Raw genomic sequence first — 15,235 nt, 5'->3', positions numbered from 1 at the left:
CCCGGTGGGGATCAGCAGCAGGGTGGCGAGCGCCGTGATGAGGACGGTGATGCGTCCTCGGATGGAATGAGGCTGGAACCTTCGCAATAACGGTGGGCCGCTGACGTTCATCGCCGTCCTCCTTGCGATGACATTCCCCTGCGGCACTGGCGGCGGACGGGCGGCTCTCCGGCGTCGAAGTGGCCGTCCGGACGGCATGCTGTGCCGATCTGATTTGGAATGAGAGGCTCGCAACGGCAGGCGGAGTGGTGGCTGAGGCGTTCTGCCTGGTCAGGCCGCTACTTCTCGGCTCCGCACCAACGCTAGCATTAGACTTGAAGAGTTCAAGTAAAGGAATTATTCAAGTTTGCTCCGCGCGGTCGGCGTCGGCCGTCGTTTTCGGTGAGCGACGGCGGGAACTCGCCCGGAAGCCTGATCGTTGCCACTGTGGTGGAGTGGCGCTCCCCCTTGTAGGGGCACCGCTCCTCGGGCACCATCCCCACTAGGCCGCGCAGCGGCTGATCAGTGAGTCGCGTCCTGGAGGAAGCGAATGGAGAGCAAGAACCCCATATTCAGTCGGCGCGGGGCGGCTGGTCAGCAGGCGTGGGCCGGTCCGACGCCCAGCGTGCAGCAGCTGAACCAGATGTACGCCACCCCCTCGTACGCTCCCCCGGCGGCGCGGACCATGACGATCGACGACGTCGTCGTGCGCGGCTTCATGACCCTCGGCACGCTCGTCGTGTCGGCGGCCCTGGCCTGGTACTTCAACGTCGGCTGGGGGCTGGCGGCGCCGGCGATGATCGTGGGCCTGATCCTCGGGCTCATCGTGTCGTTCCGCCAGAGCACGAATCCGGCGCTGATCCTCGGCTACTCCGTCTGCTACGGCGTCGCCATCGGCGTGCTGAGCCACATGTACGACAATGTCTACAACGGCATCGTCCTGCAGGCCGTGCTCGGCACGATGGTGGCCTTCGGCGGCACGCTGGCTGTGTACGCGCTGAAGATCTTCCGGCCGACGCCGAAGTTCGCCAAGTTCGTGGTCGCGGCCGCGTTCGGCGCGATCGGCCTCCTGCTGATCAACTGGATCGCGAGCATCTTCGTCAGCGGTGGCCTGGGCCTGCGCACCGACAGCCCCATCGGCTGGATCTTCAGCGTCGGCATGATCCTCCTCGGCTGCTTCTTCCTGCTGCTCGACTTCAGCGAGATCGAGCAGGGGGTGCGGGCCGGCGTGCCGGAGCGCTACTCGTGGCTGATGGCGTTCGGCCTGACCCTGAGCCTCGTCTGGCTCTACCTGGAGATCCTCCGCTTCATCAGCTACTTCACGAACAACGATTAGCCGTACGAGCGGAAGGGGTGCCGTTCCTCCGGGAGCGGCGCCCCTTTGTTGCGCTATATCAGGATCTGGTGATCGGCACTGCAACTTTCGATCAACATCCTGTAACAAATCAATGCCACTGAGGTCTTGTCAAGCGCGGACCGGTGATGCACTGTGACACAAAGCAGCCTTTTCCGTGGAGGTGCCCATGTCGTTGAACCACTCACCGGAGACCCAGAACAAGCTGATCGCCCGTGTCCCGTCCATAACCGGGCGCGACCTCCCAGAGTGGTTCGAAGCCATCGACAACGGCCCGTCGTTCCTACGCTGCGAAGAGCGGGCCAACTGGCTCGCCGACGAGCACGGGCTGAGCCACGGCTACGCCGCCGCGATCGTCCTCGAGCACGAACGGCGCCGTCGCTTCTAGACCGGGGCGCGGGAAGGGGCAGTGACATCCCGCGCACACCAGCAGCAGCCGTACCGCGCTCTGTACGGAGGCTTCCGTCCTGAGGCAGCACTGACGCGCCCGCACCGGCCCGGTGCGGGCGCATCATTGTTCTATGGATCTCGACAAGGCGCGTGAGTTCGTCAGGAGCAACCACCGAGCGGTCATGCTGACCCGCTATCCGGACGGGAGGCCGCAGACCTCCCCGGTGACCGTCGGCTGCGACAAGGACGGCTACATCGTGATCAGCAGCCGCGAGACGGCCGTCAAGACCCGCAACCTGCGGGAGAACCCCCAGGTCGTGCTCACCGTGATGACCGACGCCTTCTATGGCGAGTGGATGCAGATCGAGGGCATCGCCCACGTTGTCTCGCTGCCGGACGCGATGGAGCCCCTGGTGCAGTACTACCGCGACATCAGCGGCGAGCACCCGGACTGGGACGACTACCGCGCCGTGATGATCCGGGACAAGCGGGTGATCATCCGGGTCGAGCCCACGCGCGCGGGCCCCGACTACCACGGCTGAGTTCGCGCCGGTCCCGGCCCTGGCCGGGACCGGCGTGTATCCCGTCGCTCAGGACAGCCGCTCCAGGACCATCGCCATGCCCTGGCCGCCGCCGACGCACATCGTCTCCAGCCCGATCGACTTGTCGTGGAACCGGAGGCTGTTGACCAGCGTGGAGGTGATGCGGGCGCCGGTCATGCCGAAGGGGTGGCCCACCGCGATCGCGCCTCCGTTCACGTTGAGCCGCTCGATGTCGATGCCCAGCTCCTGGTAGGAGGGGATCACCTGGGCCGCGAACGCCTCGTTGATCTCGACCAGGTCGACGTCGCCGATCGACATGCCCGCGCGGGCGAGGGCCTGCCGCGACGCCTCGATCGGGCCCAGTCCCATGATCTCGGGGGACAGGCCGGTGACGCCGGTCGACACGATCCGGGCGAGCGGCGTGATGCCCAGCTCGGCGGCCTTGGTGTCGCTCATGACGACCACCGCGGCGGCGCCGTCGTTCAGCGGGCAGCAGTTGCCCGCCGTCACCGTGCCGTCCGGCCGGAAGACCGGCTTGAGCTGCGAGACCGCCTCGTACGTCGTGCCGGCCCTGGGGCCGTCGTCCTTGCTCGCCACGGTGCCGTCGGGGAGCGTCACCGGGGTGATGTCGCTCTCCCAGAAGCCGTTGGCGATGGCCTTCTCGGCGAGGTTCTGCGAGCGCACGCCGAACTCGTCCTGCTCGCGCCGCGAGACGCCCCTCAGGGCCGCGACGTTCTCGGCCGTCTGGCCCATGGCGATGTAGACGTCGGGCAGGGCGCCGTCCTCGCGCGGGTCGTGCCACACCGGCGCACCACCCTTCGCGGTCTCCTCCGTCCGTGCCTTCGCCTCGTCGAACAGCGGGCTCTGCGCCTGGGGCATGTCGGAGCTGCCGTTCATGAAGCGGGAGACGGTCTCGACACCCGCCGAGATGAACACGTCGCCCTCGCCCGCCTTGATGGCGTGGAACGCCATCCGGGTCGTCTGCAGAGAAGAGGAGCAGTAGCGGGTCACCGTGGTGCCCGGCACGTTGTCGAGCCCGAGCATCACTGCGACCACGCGTCCCAGGTTGTGGCCCTGCTCGCCGCCGGGGAGCCCGCAGCCCAGCATGAGGTCGTCAACGTCGTTCGGGTCGAGCTGCGGCACCTTCGCCAGCGCGGCGCGGACCATCTGCACGGTCAGGTCGTCCGGGCGGATGTCCTTGAGTGACCCCTTGAAGGCGCGGCCGATCGGCGACCGCGCGGTCGCCACGATGACTGCCTCGGGCATGTGACTCTCCTGCCTGATCTCGTGCCCCTCCACTCAGGGTTCGGGGGGCCTCCTTCCCGGAGGTTACCCCTCGGTACGCCGCCCGCCACGCCCCGGGCCCCACTCACCAGAATTTTGTACTACTGCACAAGTCGATCAATCAGCCGTACATGCCGGGGGTGGTGGCGGTGCCGTCGTTGACGGCGTGGAGGCCGCCCTTCTCGTCGCGCCACAGGCGCCAGCCGTTCTGGCTGCCGGTGAACCAGGAGGGCGGCGCGGAGGAGGAGTCCTTGCGCTTACCCGTGGCCAGGTCGAACTCGCACAGCGCCGCGATCGAGTAGAACCCGGAGATCATGCCGCGCAGCGGCAGCGGCTTGGGGTCGGTCACGCAGAACGACCAGCCGGTGGCGCCGCTCACCGGGGTCGGCTCGCCGGTGCTGAGATCGAAGACCGAACCGGGCGCGTCGCGCTTGAGGAAGCCGAGCTTGTTCATCTCGGAAGGGAAGGCCAGCCACCAGCCCGACCCGGGGACCTGAGTGGGCGTGATCTGCCCCAGGACCCGTCCGGTCTCGGCGTCGAGCCGGGCGAACCCGCCGTACTGGCCCTGCTCGTCGACCGGCCGGACCACCGGCGCGTACGCGGGGTTGCCGCTGGGGTAGACGCGGACGACGGACGGCCGCATCCAGTCGACGGCGCCGTCGGCGAGACGCGCGGAGAACAGGCCGAACGTCGAGGTCTCCTTGGTCTGGGGGTTGGTGTACGGGGCGACGTACCCGATGATCTTGTCGCCCGTCGCGCCGAAGGCCCAGCCCCCGCTCAGGTCGACGTCGGGGCCGAGGGCCTGCTCGATCGGCAGCTGCCAGACGGTCTTGCCGTCCTTGAGCGCGCGGGCCTCCAGCACCGGGTGGGAGGCGAGCCTGAGCAGGACGACCTTGGACGCGTCGGACCACTCGACCTCCGCGATGCCGGCCAGGCGCCACTTCACGGCGCCGGTGCGGGGGTCGAGGACCACGACGCGGGCGGACGAGAGCGCGGTGTCCTCGGAGACGCAGACATACGGCCCGCAGCGCTGCGGCCCGAAGGTGGACCGCACGGGCCTGGTCCACTTCTGCTGCCCGGTGCGGGCGTCCCTGGCGACCAGCGTGGCGCCCTTGTGCCCGGCCGCGGCGGGGTCGAGCGCGATCACCGCGGCCTGCCCGCCGCCGGTCTCCACGGTCGCCGGAGCCTGCACCCCCATGCCGGGGAGCCGGCCCGCCATCGTCGCGGGGTGCGCCCACAGCCGGCGGCCGGTGGCGAGGTCGAGGGCGACGGTCTCCAGGGAGCCGTCGGGCCGCATGGAGGTGGTGGCCGCGACGCCGCCTCCCGTGGTGGCCCGGCTGACCGCGTTCACCTGCGTGTTCTGCCAGGCCGGGGAGTCCTTGGCGGCTTCGTCGCCGCCGGAGCAGCCGGTGAGGGCGCCCCCGGTCAGCAGGGCGGTCGCGGCGAGCGCCAGAGCGGGTTTCACGTGGTTCAGCTGGGGCCGGATCATTTCGCTCCTACAGGGGGTGATGGCCCGGCCGCAGGAGGTAACCGGCTCTAGGCGTTCGGAAGCGGCCCGGGTCTCCGGCGGAGCAGCGCCGCCCACCGTCCATGGGGGCCGACCGCCCGGCCGGCGACTCGGGTCGCGGTGACCTCGGTGCCGGGTTCCTCCACGGCCATTGCGGCCAAGAGGTATTGCGATCCTTCGACGCGCACGGGTTCCGGCTCGGGCCACAACCCCAACGCGGCGCATACAGACGGTAGCACTGCGTACGCGGCCTGTAGGTAACCTCGGGCAGATGGATGAAAACGATCAGGTCCGAACATCTCGGCCGGGTTCGCGTCGAACTCGGGTCCGAGCAGGTCGGCGAACGCCACCGTGCGGCCGCCCGCCTCGACGACGGCGACCGTCTGGGCCGCGGCGAGCTGCCGCGACCAGCGCCGGGTGACCCATCGGAGCGGTTGCGCGATCGGGCGTGCGGTGCCGAGGTCGGGGCAGGTCCCCACGACCACCTCCGCACCGGCCTCGCGCAGCCGGCGCACGGCCTTCTGCAGGTGCCGCACGGCCCGGGCCGGCAGGGTGGCCGTGGTCACGTCGTTGGCCCCCACGAAGACGACCGCGATCTCCGGGCGGGCCTCCAGCGCGCGGTCCACCTGGACGCCGAGGTCCACCGACGCCGCGCCCGACTGGCCGACCACGGTGAGGCGCACCGGGCGCTCGGCCACCGCCGCGAGCCCGTACGCGATGCGGACGGCCGGGGTGTCCTCGGGGCGGGTCATGCCGAGGCCGACGGAGGTCGAGTCGCCGAGGACGGCCATCCGGATCGGCTCCCCGGGGAATGCGCCGTACACGCCGTCGGCCTGCGGGCCGTCGAGGCCGTGCGGCTGCCCCACGATGCGCCTGGCCACCATGGCCTCGGCCATCAACAGGCCGTACGTGACCGCTCCCAGGGCCGTGAGCCCGCCTCCGCCCACGGCGGCGGCGGTGGCGATGCGCCGCGCGGCGCGCACCGCGCCGGACGTCCAGACCACCCGCCCTCCTCACGCTCACGGTACGGTTTGAAGTTAAGAAACTAGCCGAGTTCCGGCCACCCCTATCGGAACCCCGGCTGACGGCAGGCTGACAAGCTTCGGCAAACAAGGTGGTCATCGCGGTGCGCGTACACGACTCGCTGGTGGAGCTGATGGGCAACACCCCGCTCGTCCGGCTGCGCAAGGTCACGGCGGGCGCGCCCGCCCAGGTCCTGGCCAAGGTGGAGTACTTCAACCCCGGCGGCTCGGTGAAGGACCGCATCGCGGTGCGGATGATCGAGGCGGCCGAGCGGAGCGGCGAGCTCAAGCCCGGCGGCACGATCGTCGAGCCGACCTCCGGCAACACCGGTGTGGGCCTGGCCATCGTGGCGCAGGAGAAGGGCTACCGCTGCCTGTTCGTCTGCCCGGACAAGGTCGCCCAGGACAAGATCAACGTGCTCCGGGCGTACGGCGCGGAGGTCGTCGTCTGCCCGACCGCCGTCTCGCCCGACCACCCCGACTCGTACTACTCGGTGTCCGACCGGCTGGCCCGCGAGATCCCGAACGCCTGGAAGCCCGACCAGTACTCCAACCCCGAGAACCCGGCGAGCCACTACCACTCCACCGGCCCGGAGATCTGGGAGCAGACCGAGGGCAGGATCACGCACTTCGTCGCCGGCATCGGCACCGGCGGGACGATCAGCGGCACCGGCAAGTACCTCAAGGAGGTCTCCGGCGGCCGGGTGAAGGTCGTCGGCGCCGACCCCGTCGGTTCCGTCTACTCCGGCGGCACCGGCCGTCCCTACCTGGTGGAGGGCGTGGGCGAGGACATCTGGCCCGCGACGTACGACACCACGATCTGCGACGAGATCATCGCGGTCTCCGACAAGGACTCGTTCGGCATGACCCGCAGGCTCGCCCGCGAGGAGGCGCTGCTCGTCGGGGGCTCGTGCGGGATGGCGGTGGTGGCGGCCATACGGGTGGCCCAGGCGGCCGGGCCGGACGACGTCGTGGTCGTGCTGCTGCCCGACGGCGGCCGCGGCTACCTGTCGAAGATCTTCAACGACGAGTGGATGGCCGACTACGGCTTCCTCACCACGTCGAGCGAGGAGGGCCTGGTCGGCGATGTGCTGGGGCGCAAGACGCCAGGACTGCCCGAGTTCGTCCACGTCCACCCGCACGAGTCCGTCGGCACCGCGATCTCGATCATGCGGGAGTACAACGTCTCCCAGCTTCCGGTGATGAAGGAGGAGCCGCCGGTCATGGCGGCCGAGGTCATCGGCTCGATCGTGGAGCGCGACCTGCTGGAGGGCCTCTACCGCGGCCGGGTGCGGTCCGAGGACGAGATCGGCGGCCACATGTCCGCCCCGCTGCCCATGATCGGGTCGGGCGAGCCGGTGGCCCGGGCGGTCGAGGCGCTGGAGAAGGCCGACGCCGCCGTGGTCCTCGACGACGGCAAGCCGGTGGGCATGGTCACCCGTCAGGACCTGCTGGCCTTCCTCGCCAACCACTGAGCCGGCGACTGAGCCGGCGACTGAGCCGGTCACTGGGCCGGTCACTGGGCTGACGGCTGACGCGCCCGCCGGGACCAGGCGGGCCGGGCGGCTACGCTCGACCCCATGAACCAAGGTTTCGAGACGCTGGCCATCCACGCGGGCCAGGAGGCGGACCCGCACACGGGCGCCGTCGTTCCTCCTATATACGCCGTGTCCACCTACAAGCAGGACGGCGTGGGCGGACTGCGGGCGGGATACGAGTACAGCCGGTCGGCCAACCCGACCAGGACCGCCCTTGAGGAGGCGCTGGCCGCCGTCGAGGGCGGCGTGCGCGGGCTGGCCTTCGCGTCGGGCCTCGCCGCCGAGGACACGCTGCTGCGGACCGTCTGCAAGCCCGGCGACCACGTGGTGATCCCCGACGACGCGTACGGCGGCACCTACCGGCTGTTCTCCCGGGTGCTCCAGGAGTGGGGGGTCTCCTTCGACCCGGTGCCGCTCGGCGACCTGGACGCGGTGCGCGCCGCCGTACGGCCGGAAACGAAGGCGGTCTGGGTGGAGACGCCCACGAACCCGCTGCTGAACGTCGCGGACATCGCCGCGCTGGCGGACGTCGCCCACGACGGCGGCGCGGTGCTCGTGGTGGACAACACCTTCGCCTCGCCCTATCTGCAGCAGCCGCTCAGCCTGGGCGCGGACGCCGTGGTCCACTCGACGACCAAGTACGTCGGCGGCCACTCCGACGTGGTCGGCGGGGCGCTGGTGACGCGGTCGGCGGACCTCGGCGAGCGGCTTGCCTACCACCAGAACGCGATGGGCGCGGTGGCCGGGCCGTTCGACTCCTGGCTCACCCTGCGCGGCCTCAAGACGCTGGGCGTGCGCATGGACCGGCACTGCGACAACGCCGAGCGCGTGGTCGACCTGCTGCTGTCGCACCCGAAGGTCGTCCAGGTCCTCTACCCGGGCCTGCCCGAGCATCCCGGCCACGAGGTCGCGGCCAAGCAGATGCGGCGCTTCGGCGGGATGGTGTCGTTCCGCGTCGAGGGCGGCGAGGAGGCGGCCGTCGAGATCTGCAACCGCGCCAAGCTGTTCACACTCGGGGAGTCGCTCGGCGGCGTCGAGTCCCTGATCGAGCACCCCGGCCGGATGACCCACGCGTCGGCCGCCGGGTCGCCGCTGGAGGTCCCGGCCGACCTGGTCCGCCTGTCGGTCGGCATCGAGACCGTCGACGACCTCCTGGCCGACCTCTCCGAGGCCCTCGGCTGACGACCGTCTGACGCCCGCTCCGCGCTCTGTCTAGTAGCGCCCGCTCCGCGTCGGGGCCGTACGCTCCGGCGCGGAGGCGCGGGTGGGAGCCACCCACCGTTCGCACAGCAGGGCGGCGAGCGCCGCGGCGGTCAGGAGGGCGCCCGCCACGGTCACGCTGCGGACCCCCGAGTGGTCGATGAGCGCGCCGCCGAGCAGCGACCCGCCCGCGATGCCGACGTTGAAGGCCGAGCCGCTGCCGGCCGAGGCGATGTCGGTGCTGCCCGGGGCCACCTGCAGCGCGCGGCTCGCGATGGCCGCCGCCAGCGCGCTGAACGACATGCCCGTCACGCAGAGGGCCACCACCGCCACCGGGCGCAGGGCGCCGAAGACGTACAGGGTGAGCAGCGCGCACGTGATGAGGGCCAGCGGCCCGACGAGGGCGGTCCTGGGCCGCCTGTCGAGCAGCCGGCCGACCACGATGGTCCCCGCGACCCCGGCGATTCCGGACGCGAGGAGCAGCGGGCTGAGCGCGGCCGGGGCGAAGCCGCCGAAGTCCAGCAGGAACGGCGTGATGTAGGTGTACGCGGTGAGGTAGCCGCCCACGCCGATGACGGTGGCGACGATGAGCAGCGCGTAGCGGCGGGCGTCCGGGGTCGCGCCGCGGCCCGGTTCGTGGCCGTCGGAGCCCACGCGCGGCATCAGCGTCGCCACGGTGACGCACGTGACGAGGCCGACGGCGGCGGCCAGGGCGAACGCCATCCGCCAGCCGACCTGCTGGCCGAGCCAGGTGCCCGCGGGGACGCCGAGGACGGGCCCCAGGGAACTGCCGATCGACATCCGGGCGATCGCGCGCCCCCGGATCTCCGGGGGGAACATCGCCGCCGCGGCCGGGGTCGCGACCGACCAGAACAGCGCCTGGGTGGCCGCGACCAGCAGCCGCCCGCCCAGCAGCACCGGGTAGTTCGGCGCCACGGCGGTCAGCAGCATCCCCGCGACGAACACGCCGAGCGTGACGGTGAGCAACCTGCGCCGCGGCACCCGCTGGGTCAGCCGGGTGAGCGGCAGCGACGCCAGCACCACGACCGCGGCGTACCCCGTGACCAGCAGACCCGTCTCGGACGGCGACCGGTCCAGGTCGGCCGCCATGACCGTGAGCAGCCCGATGGGGAGGACCTCGGCGGTGACGTAGGTGAAGGCCCCGACGGCGAGGGCGACCAGCGCCCACGCCGCACGGCGTTGCGTCGTAAGGTGCACCCGCTCCTCTTTCCCCCGTTTCCGGCCAAAGACGTTCTACCGGACATACGGGGGAAAGCGGGAATCTTTCTCTTAGGGGTTGAAGAAGACCATCAGGAACAGGATGACGAGCCAGATCAGGGCGCTGATGCCGCCCAGTGCGGCGATCCGACCGGTCTGCACCTTGGCGTCGTCCTCCGGCGACTCGCTGGACAGCGCCGCGATGGCCGTGCGCTGGTCACGCTCGACGATCACCAGCAGAACGGCCGCGACGACGAACAGCGTCATCGACACCGACAGGTAGGGCGCGCCGAGAGCGCTGCGGCCAAGCAGCAGGCCGAACAGGAAGACCCCGATCGTGAGCAGGCCGAACAGCCGGGTCGCGCGGTGCAGATACCGCAGCACCGCGACCTCCCTGGCCCGTATGTAGCGCGGTGTGACGCTCGTGACCGCCGTGAGCGGACCGAGCGCGAAGATCGCGAACCCTATGTGCAGCCACAGCAGGAAATGGTCGAGAGGCGACATGGGCAGAGGCTATCGCCTGGGCTTATCGGCCCGCAGTCGCCCGGACGCCCTCGTCGCGGGCGCGTCGGACGCCGGGGCGTCGAGGAACTACTTCCGGCGACGGGGGCGGTTGTGGACCGCCATCTCGTACAGCACTCCGGTGAGGATCATGAGAACGACGAGGCCTACCGCTGCGAACATGGGAGCGCTCCTTCCACCGGCATGTGGAACGACCAGCGCGAACAGGGGATGCCTGTCTATCGTCCGCCGATTGCAGCCCGGTCGGCAATCGATTATCGATCCGCCGGTGCCGTCTCCCGGGGTCACGGCCGCCGTCTCCCCGCTCGCGCCCGCTGCCCGTGCTTTCCGAGTGTTCCCAGTGTCCGGTGCTTGACGCGCCCCCGTGTCACGCCGATGCGCTTAGCCATGCCCGCATGACAGGCGACGAACCGCTTCGCGACGTCCCATAAGGCCGCGACCGGGCCGCGACTGGGCCAGGACCGGGCCGCGACCACGGGCTGCGTGCGGCCCGGCCCTCGTCAGCGGGTGCGGCGGGCGCGCAGGAAGTCGCTGACGACGTACTCGCCGAGGCGGTCGGCGCTGGCGGAGAAGACGCGGCCGCCGTTGCGCCGGGCGACCTCGTCCACGAACTCGCGCAGCCGGTCGTCGGCGGCCAGCATGAAGACGTTGATCGTCGCACGCCGCCGGGTCATCTTGTCGACCTCGGCGAGCGTCAGCGTCAGCGTCTCCTGCGACGGCGGCCACTCGAAACGCGGCACGCCGTTGCGCATCAGGTGCGCCGTCGGCTCGCCGTCGGTCACCACCAGGACCACCGGTTCGAAGTCCGGGTGCCGGTCGAGGTGACGGCCCGCGATCAGCAGGGCGTGGTGCAGGTTGGTGCCCTGGACCATGTCCCATTCGAGCCCGGCCAGCTCGTCGGGCCGCAGCACCCGCGCGTAGTTCGAGAACCCGATGATCTGCACCGCGTCCTGCGGGAACTTCGAGGCCACCAGCGCCTGGAGGGCGAGGGCGGTCTGCTTGGCCGCCGCCCAGGTGCCGCGCAGGGCCATCGAGTAGGACAGGTCGACCAGCAGGCACACGGCCGCCGCCGAGCGCCGCTCGGTCTCCACGACCTCGAAGTCGTCCACCGACAGGCTCACTGGCGCGCCGCCGCCCCGCCGTACGCCGTTGACGACCGTACGCACGACGTCGATGGGCTGCTCGTCGCCGAAGCGCCACGAACGAGTCGATCCGGTCGGCTCCCCGGCCGTGCCCGCGTCGCGCTGGTCGTGGTCGCCGCGGCGGCCCGAGTCGAGCGAGGCGAAGACCCGGCGCAGGGCGGTCTCCCCGAGCCGGCGTACGGCCTTGGGGGTGAGCTCCAGCTTGCCGCGGTTGCGCCGCAGGTAGCCCTGGGCCTCCAGCTCGCGCTCGACCTGCCGCAGGGCCTCCAGGTCGTCCACGGCCGAGCGGCCGAGCGCCCGCCTGATGGCGGCCTCGTCGACGTCGTCGAGCCGGGCGCCGGGGTAGTCCTGGCGCAGCGCGGTCTCCAGATCGCCGAGGTCGGCCAGCTCCTGCAGGGCCGTAACGGCGTCGCCCATGCCCATCGGCTGCTCGCCGGACACCCGTTCGGGGGCGCCCCAGGCGAGGTCGGGGCGGCGGGCGTAGAGGGCGTCGCCGAGCCGGCGCATCTGCTCGGCCAGGCCCGCCTGCTCCAGCGTGTGGTTGATCAGCCCGGCCAGCTCCTCGCGCTGCTCCGGGGTGAGCGAGGCGAGCAGCCGCTGCGCGGCGGCGGCGCGGCGGGCGAGCTGGTCGACCAGCTCGTCGAGGTTCCGCGGATTCTCGGGGAACATGTCCCCGTATTGCTGCATGAACCGGTCGAAGTCATCCTGGGTGTGCTCACCCCGGGCGTCGCGGTCCAGCATGTCGTTGAGGTCCGACATCATCTGCCTGACCCGCTCCATGGCGGCCGGGTCGGGGTTGGCCAGCGCGTCGCGCATACCGCGGAACTGGCTGTCGAGGACCTCCCGGCGCAGCAGGTCGCGCAGCTCCTCGAACGTCTGCCGCCCGGCGGCCGACCGCCAGTCGTAGTCGGCCAGCTCCTGAACCGCCCGCGCCGTGTCCGAGGGCAGCGCGTCGAGCGCCGACTCCCGGAAGCGGGCGTCGTCGGAAGGATCAGGGAACAGCTCGGCCCGCTCCTGGCCGATCGCCTTGTCGAGCAGGGCGCGCGCGCGTTCCAGCGTGCCGTCGAGCCGGGTGTTGTCCCGCAGCTCTCGGCGGCGCCGCCGCACCTGGCGGAGCAGGTCGTCGAGGCCGCGGCGGTCGGGAGCGCCGGGGAGCCCTCGCCTGAGCAGGTCGCGCAGCGCGTCGAGTGGTGTCGAGCCGGACAGGATGGCGTCGCCCATCTCGTCCAGCGCCGAACGCACGTCGTAGGGCGGAGCCAGCGGATCAGGCCCGTCGTGATACTCCCGGTAGAAGTAGCTCATGGCCGGGTCACCGTATTCTCCGGTGGAAGCCCGGCCCCTCAGGGCCGGGAGGAGTCCGCACCTTGCAAGGGGTGGCCCGGCGAAGCCGGGACAGCCCACAGCCCCAAGCACTCATGCTTCTCTCTTTTCGCTTAACGCAAAGCCAGGAACCTGGCCCGCTACCAGCGGCGCATGGCCCGCAAACAGCCCGGCAGCAACAACCGGGCCAAGGCCAGGGCGAAGGTCGCCCGCGCCCACACCAAGGTCCGCGACGCCCGCGCCGACTTCCCGCACCGCACCTCCACCCGCCTGGTCCGCGACCACGACCTGATCGTGATCGAAGACCTCAACGTCAAAGGCATGATCCGCAACCGGCACCTCGCCCGGGCGATCTCCGACTGCGGGTGGGGCGAGTTCCGCCGCCAGCTCGAATACAAAACCCAGCGGTACGGACGGCGCCTGGTCGTGATCGACCGCTGGTATCCCAGCTCGAAGACGTGCAGCGCGTGCGGGCACCTGCTCGCCACGCTGTCCCTGTCCACCCGGCACTGGACGTGCCCGGGATGCGGCACCCGGCACGACCGGGACGTCAACGCCGCCAAGAACATCCTGGCCGCTGGTCGAGCGGTGTCTGTCTGTGGAGCTGACGTGAGTCCGCAAGGGTCCTCCCTTCGGCGGTCGGCGGTGAAACAGGAAGCCCAGCCCGCGAGGGTGGGAATTCCCGGCCTTTAGGCGGGGAAGGAAGTCAGGTCCGGTACACCGTTCCGCCGTCGGTCTCGTCCTTGGACAGCCTGCGCATCAGGTAGAGCCCCTCCAGCGTGAACTCCAGCGCCGCGGCGGCGTGGCCGGGCGACTCGTCGCCCTCGCCCATGCCGAGCCGCGCCATGATCTTCGACAGGCCCTCGACGCGGCCGATCCTGCGCAGCAGCTCGTGGGCCGCCACCAGCTCGCCCGACTCGACCTGCGCGCCCTCGCCGAACCTTCCGAGCAGCGGCGCGAGGTCGGCGCCGCCGAGCGAGGCGCGGAAGGTCTCGGCCGTCGCGCGGCGCAGCAGGTGGGCGAGCACGTCGATCTCCCGCCCCTCCTCGCTGACCTCGAACTCGACCTTGCCGCGCAGCGTGTGGACCACGCCGGGCAGGTCGCACACCCGCGTGACGGGCCGTTCCTCCCCGGTCAGCGCGGCCCGCCGTACGGCGGAGGCGGCGGCGGTCTCGGCGGCGGCGATCGAGAAGCGGGCCGACACGCCCGAGCGGGAGTCGACGGCGGTGGACTCGCGGACCAGACGGGTGAACCGGGCGATCACCTCCACCAGGTGGTCGGGCAGGTCCGCGCCGAGGGCGCCGAGGTCGGCCTCCTGGCGGATCAGGACCAGCTCGTCCTCGATCGTCCGGGGGTAGTGCGTGCGGATCTCCGCGCCGAAGCGGTCCTTCAGCGGGGTGATGATCCGGCCGCGGTTGGTGTAGTCCTCGGGGTTCGCGCTGGCGATCAGCAGGATGTCGAGGGGGAGGCGCAGGTTGTAGCCGCGGACCTGGATGTCGCGCTCCTCCAGCACGTTGAGCAGCGCCACCTGGATGCGCTCGGCCAGGTCGGGCAGCTCGTTGACGGAGAAGACGCCCCGGTTGGTCCGGGGGACCAGGCCGTAGTGGACCGTCTCGGGGTCGCCGAGCGTGCGGCCCTCGGCGATCTTGATGGGGTCGACGTCGCCGATCAGGTCGCCGACCGAGGTGTCCGGGGTGGCCAGCTTCTCGCCGTACCGGTCCTCGCGGTGCTTCCACGCGACCGGCAGGTCGTCGCCGTGGGCGGCGGCCAGCCGCCGGCACCGGACGCAGACCGGCGCGTACGGGTGGTCGTTGATCTCACAGCCCTCGACCACGGGCGACCACTCGTCGAGCAGGCCGGTGATGGTGCGGATCAGGCGGGTCTTGCCCTGGCCGCGCTCGCCGAGGAGCACGAGGTCGTGACCGGCGATCAGCGCCCTCTCGAGGTGGGGCAGGACGGTGTCGTCGAAGCCGACGATGCCGGGGAACCGGTTCTCGCCGGCCCGCAGCCGGGCCAGGAGGTTCTCCCTGATCTCGGCCTTGACCGTGCGGTATCGGTGTCCACTCTCGCGCAGTTCACGCAGAGTGCTGGGGGCAGGCGTGGGCGATTTGTGCACGGAGTCGAGCCTACGTCCCCATCAGACGATCCTGCAGCCGGGTTTGGGAGACACCGCTGCCGGACGCCTGGCCCAATTGGCCGGGCGGCCCGTGCGTCGAC

12 protein-coding genes and 1 pseudogene are annotated in these 15,235 nt (G+C 71.0%); 6 read left to right on the top strand and 7 right to left on the bottom strand.

Annotation, left to right across the window (positions count from 1 at the left end; genetic code table 11):
• Nucleotides 1-529: 529 nt before the first annotated feature.
• The 3 genes from QSK36_RS27505 to QSK36_RS27495 all read left to right on the top strand — a co-directional run bounded on the left by QSK36_RS27505 (nt 530) and on the right by QSK36_RS27495 (nt 2,265).
• Nucleotides 530-1,315: a Bax inhibitor-1/YccA family protein gene (locus tag QSK36_RS27505; RefSeq protein ID WP_183542655.1), complete on the top strand. Its 786-nt coding sequence runs from the start codon at nt 530-532 to the stop codon at nt 1,313-1,315.
• Between the two features lie 187 nt (nt 1,316-1,502).
• On the top strand, nt 1,503-1,721 hold the full coding sequence (locus tag QSK36_RS27500) for a DUF4287 domain-containing protein (RefSeq protein ID WP_079315686.1): 219 nt from the start codon (nt 1,503-1,505) through the stop codon (nt 1,719-1,721).
• A gap of 133 nt (nt 1,722-1,854) precedes the next feature.
• Complete coding sequence (locus tag QSK36_RS27495; RefSeq protein WP_183542653.1) at nt 1,855-2,265, top strand: PPOX class F420-dependent oxidoreductase; 411 nt, start codon at nt 1,855-1,857, stop codon at nt 2,263-2,265.
• A 48-nt stretch (nt 2,266-2,313) separates the two neighbouring features.
• Here QSK36_RS27495 and QSK36_RS27490 read toward each other — a convergent pair whose 3' ends face one another.
• From QSK36_RS27490 to QSK36_RS27480, 3 genes are all read right to left on the bottom strand, one after another.
• Entirely contained in the window at nt 2,314-3,531 is a 1,218-nt protein-coding gene (locus QSK36_RS27490; RefSeq protein ID WP_183542651.1) for an acetyl-CoA C-acetyltransferase, read from the bottom strand.
• A 139-nt stretch (nt 3,532-3,670) separates the two neighbouring features.
• Nucleotides 3,671-5,038, bottom strand: a complete 1,368-nt coding sequence (locus tag QSK36_RS27485; RefSeq protein ID WP_285784367.1) for an outer membrane protein assembly factor BamB family protein — start codon at nt 5,036-5,038, stop codon at nt 3,671-3,673.
• 47 nt (nt 5,039-5,085) lie between these two features.
• Nucleotides 5,086-6,060, bottom strand: a complete 975-nt coding sequence (locus QSK36_RS27480) for an SGNH/GDSL hydrolase family protein (RefSeq protein ID WP_183542647.1) — start codon at nt 6,058-6,060, stop codon at nt 5,086-5,088.
• Between the two features lie 122 nt (nt 6,061-6,182).
• Here QSK36_RS27480 and QSK36_RS27475 point away from each other — a divergent pair, with 122 nt between their 5' ends.
• Entirely contained in the window at nt 6,183-7,553 is a 1,371-nt protein-coding gene (locus QSK36_RS27475; protein ID WP_183542645.1) for a cystathionine beta-synthase, read from the top strand.
• 105 nt (nt 7,554-7,658) lie between these two features.
• The gene (locus QSK36_RS27470) at nt 7,659-8,798 is read left to right on the top strand and encodes a cystathionine gamma-synthase (RefSeq protein WP_139577321.1); all 1,140 of its coding nucleotides are present in this window, start codon (nt 7,659-7,661) and stop codon (nt 8,796-8,798) included.
• A gap of 30 nt (nt 8,799-8,828) precedes the next feature.
• On the opposite strand, the gene QSK36_RS27465 is transcribed toward QSK36_RS27470, so the two are convergent.
• The 3 genes from QSK36_RS27465 to QSK36_RS27455 form a co-directional block, all read right to left on the bottom strand.
• Nucleotides 8,829-10,034, bottom strand: coding sequence for an MFS transporter (locus QSK36_RS27465; protein WP_285784366.1), 1,206 nt, complete (start codon nt 10,032-10,034; stop codon nt 8,829-8,831).
• A gap of 72 nt (nt 10,035-10,106) precedes the next feature.
• Nucleotides 10,107-10,538 (bottom strand): hypothetical protein, encoded by a 432-nt coding sequence (locus QSK36_RS27460; protein WP_139577323.1) that lies wholly within the window; start codon nt 10,536-10,538, stop codon nt 10,107-10,109.
• Nucleotides 10,539-11,056: 518 nt separating this feature from the next.
• The gene (locus QSK36_RS27455) at nt 11,057-13,000 is read right to left on the bottom strand and encodes a vWA domain-containing protein (RefSeq protein WP_285784365.1); all 1,944 of its coding nucleotides are present in this window, start codon (nt 12,998-13,000) and stop codon (nt 11,057-11,059) included.
• Nucleotides 13,001-13,135: 135 nt separating this feature from the next.
• Here QSK36_RS27455 and QSK36_RS27450 point away from each other — a divergent pair.
• Nucleotides 13,136-13,711 (top strand): annotated as a pseudogene (locus QSK36_RS27450) (RNA-guided endonuclease InsQ/TnpB family protein); the annotation flags it as partial.
• Nucleotides 13,712-13,724: 13 nt separating this feature from the next.
• Here the strand turns inward: QSK36_RS27450 and QSK36_RS27445 are convergent.
• A complete protein-coding gene (locus QSK36_RS27445) occupies nt 13,725-15,134 on the bottom strand; it encodes a sigma 54-interacting transcriptional regulator (RefSeq protein ID WP_285784364.1) in 1,410 nt (469 codons plus the stop codon).
• Nucleotides 15,135-15,235: the final 101 nt, after the last annotated feature.

This window comes from Microbispora sp. NBRC 16548 (assembly GCF_030268985.1).
Classification (GTDB): Bacteria; Actinomycetota; Actinomycetes; order Streptosporangiales; family Streptosporangiaceae; genus Microbispora; species Microbispora catharanthi.
The sequence above is the reverse complement of the archived record's forward strand: the minus strand, read 5'-3'. Positions and strand labels throughout refer to the sequence as shown.

What these genes read in the sequence shown, in the direction of transcription:
- QSK36_RS27505 (WP_183542655.1), top strand. Translation starts at nt 530, where the DNA reads ATGGAGAGCAAGAACCCCATATTCAGTCGGCGCGGGGCGGCTGGTCAG.
- QSK36_RS27500 (WP_079315686.1), top strand. Translation starts at nt 1,503, where the DNA reads ATGTCGTTGAACCACTCACCGGAGACCCAGAACAAGCTGATCGCCCGT.
- QSK36_RS27495 (WP_183542653.1), top strand. Translation starts at nt 1,855, where the DNA reads ATGGATCTCGACAAGGCGCGTGAGTTCGTCAGGAGCAACCACCGAGCG.
- QSK36_RS27490 (WP_183542651.1), bottom strand. Translation starts at nt 3,531, where the DNA reads ATGCCCGAGGCAGTCATCGTGGCGACCGCGCGGTCGCCGATCGGCCGC.
- QSK36_RS27485 (WP_285784367.1), bottom strand. Translation starts at nt 5,038, where the DNA reads ATGATCCGGCCCCAGCTGAACCACGTGAAACCCGCTCTGGCGCTCGCC.
- QSK36_RS27470 (WP_139577321.1), top strand. Translation starts at nt 7,659, where the DNA reads ATGAACCAAGGTTTCGAGACGCTGGCCATCCACGCGGGCCAGGAGGCG.
- QSK36_RS27460 (WP_139577323.1), bottom strand. Translation starts at nt 10,538, where the DNA reads ATGTCGCCTCTCGACCATTTCCTGCTGTGGCTGCACATAGGGTTCGCG.
- QSK36_RS27455 (WP_285784365.1), bottom strand. Translation starts at nt 13,000, where the DNA reads ATGAGCTACTTCTACCGGGAGTATCACGACGGGCCTGATCCGCTGGCT.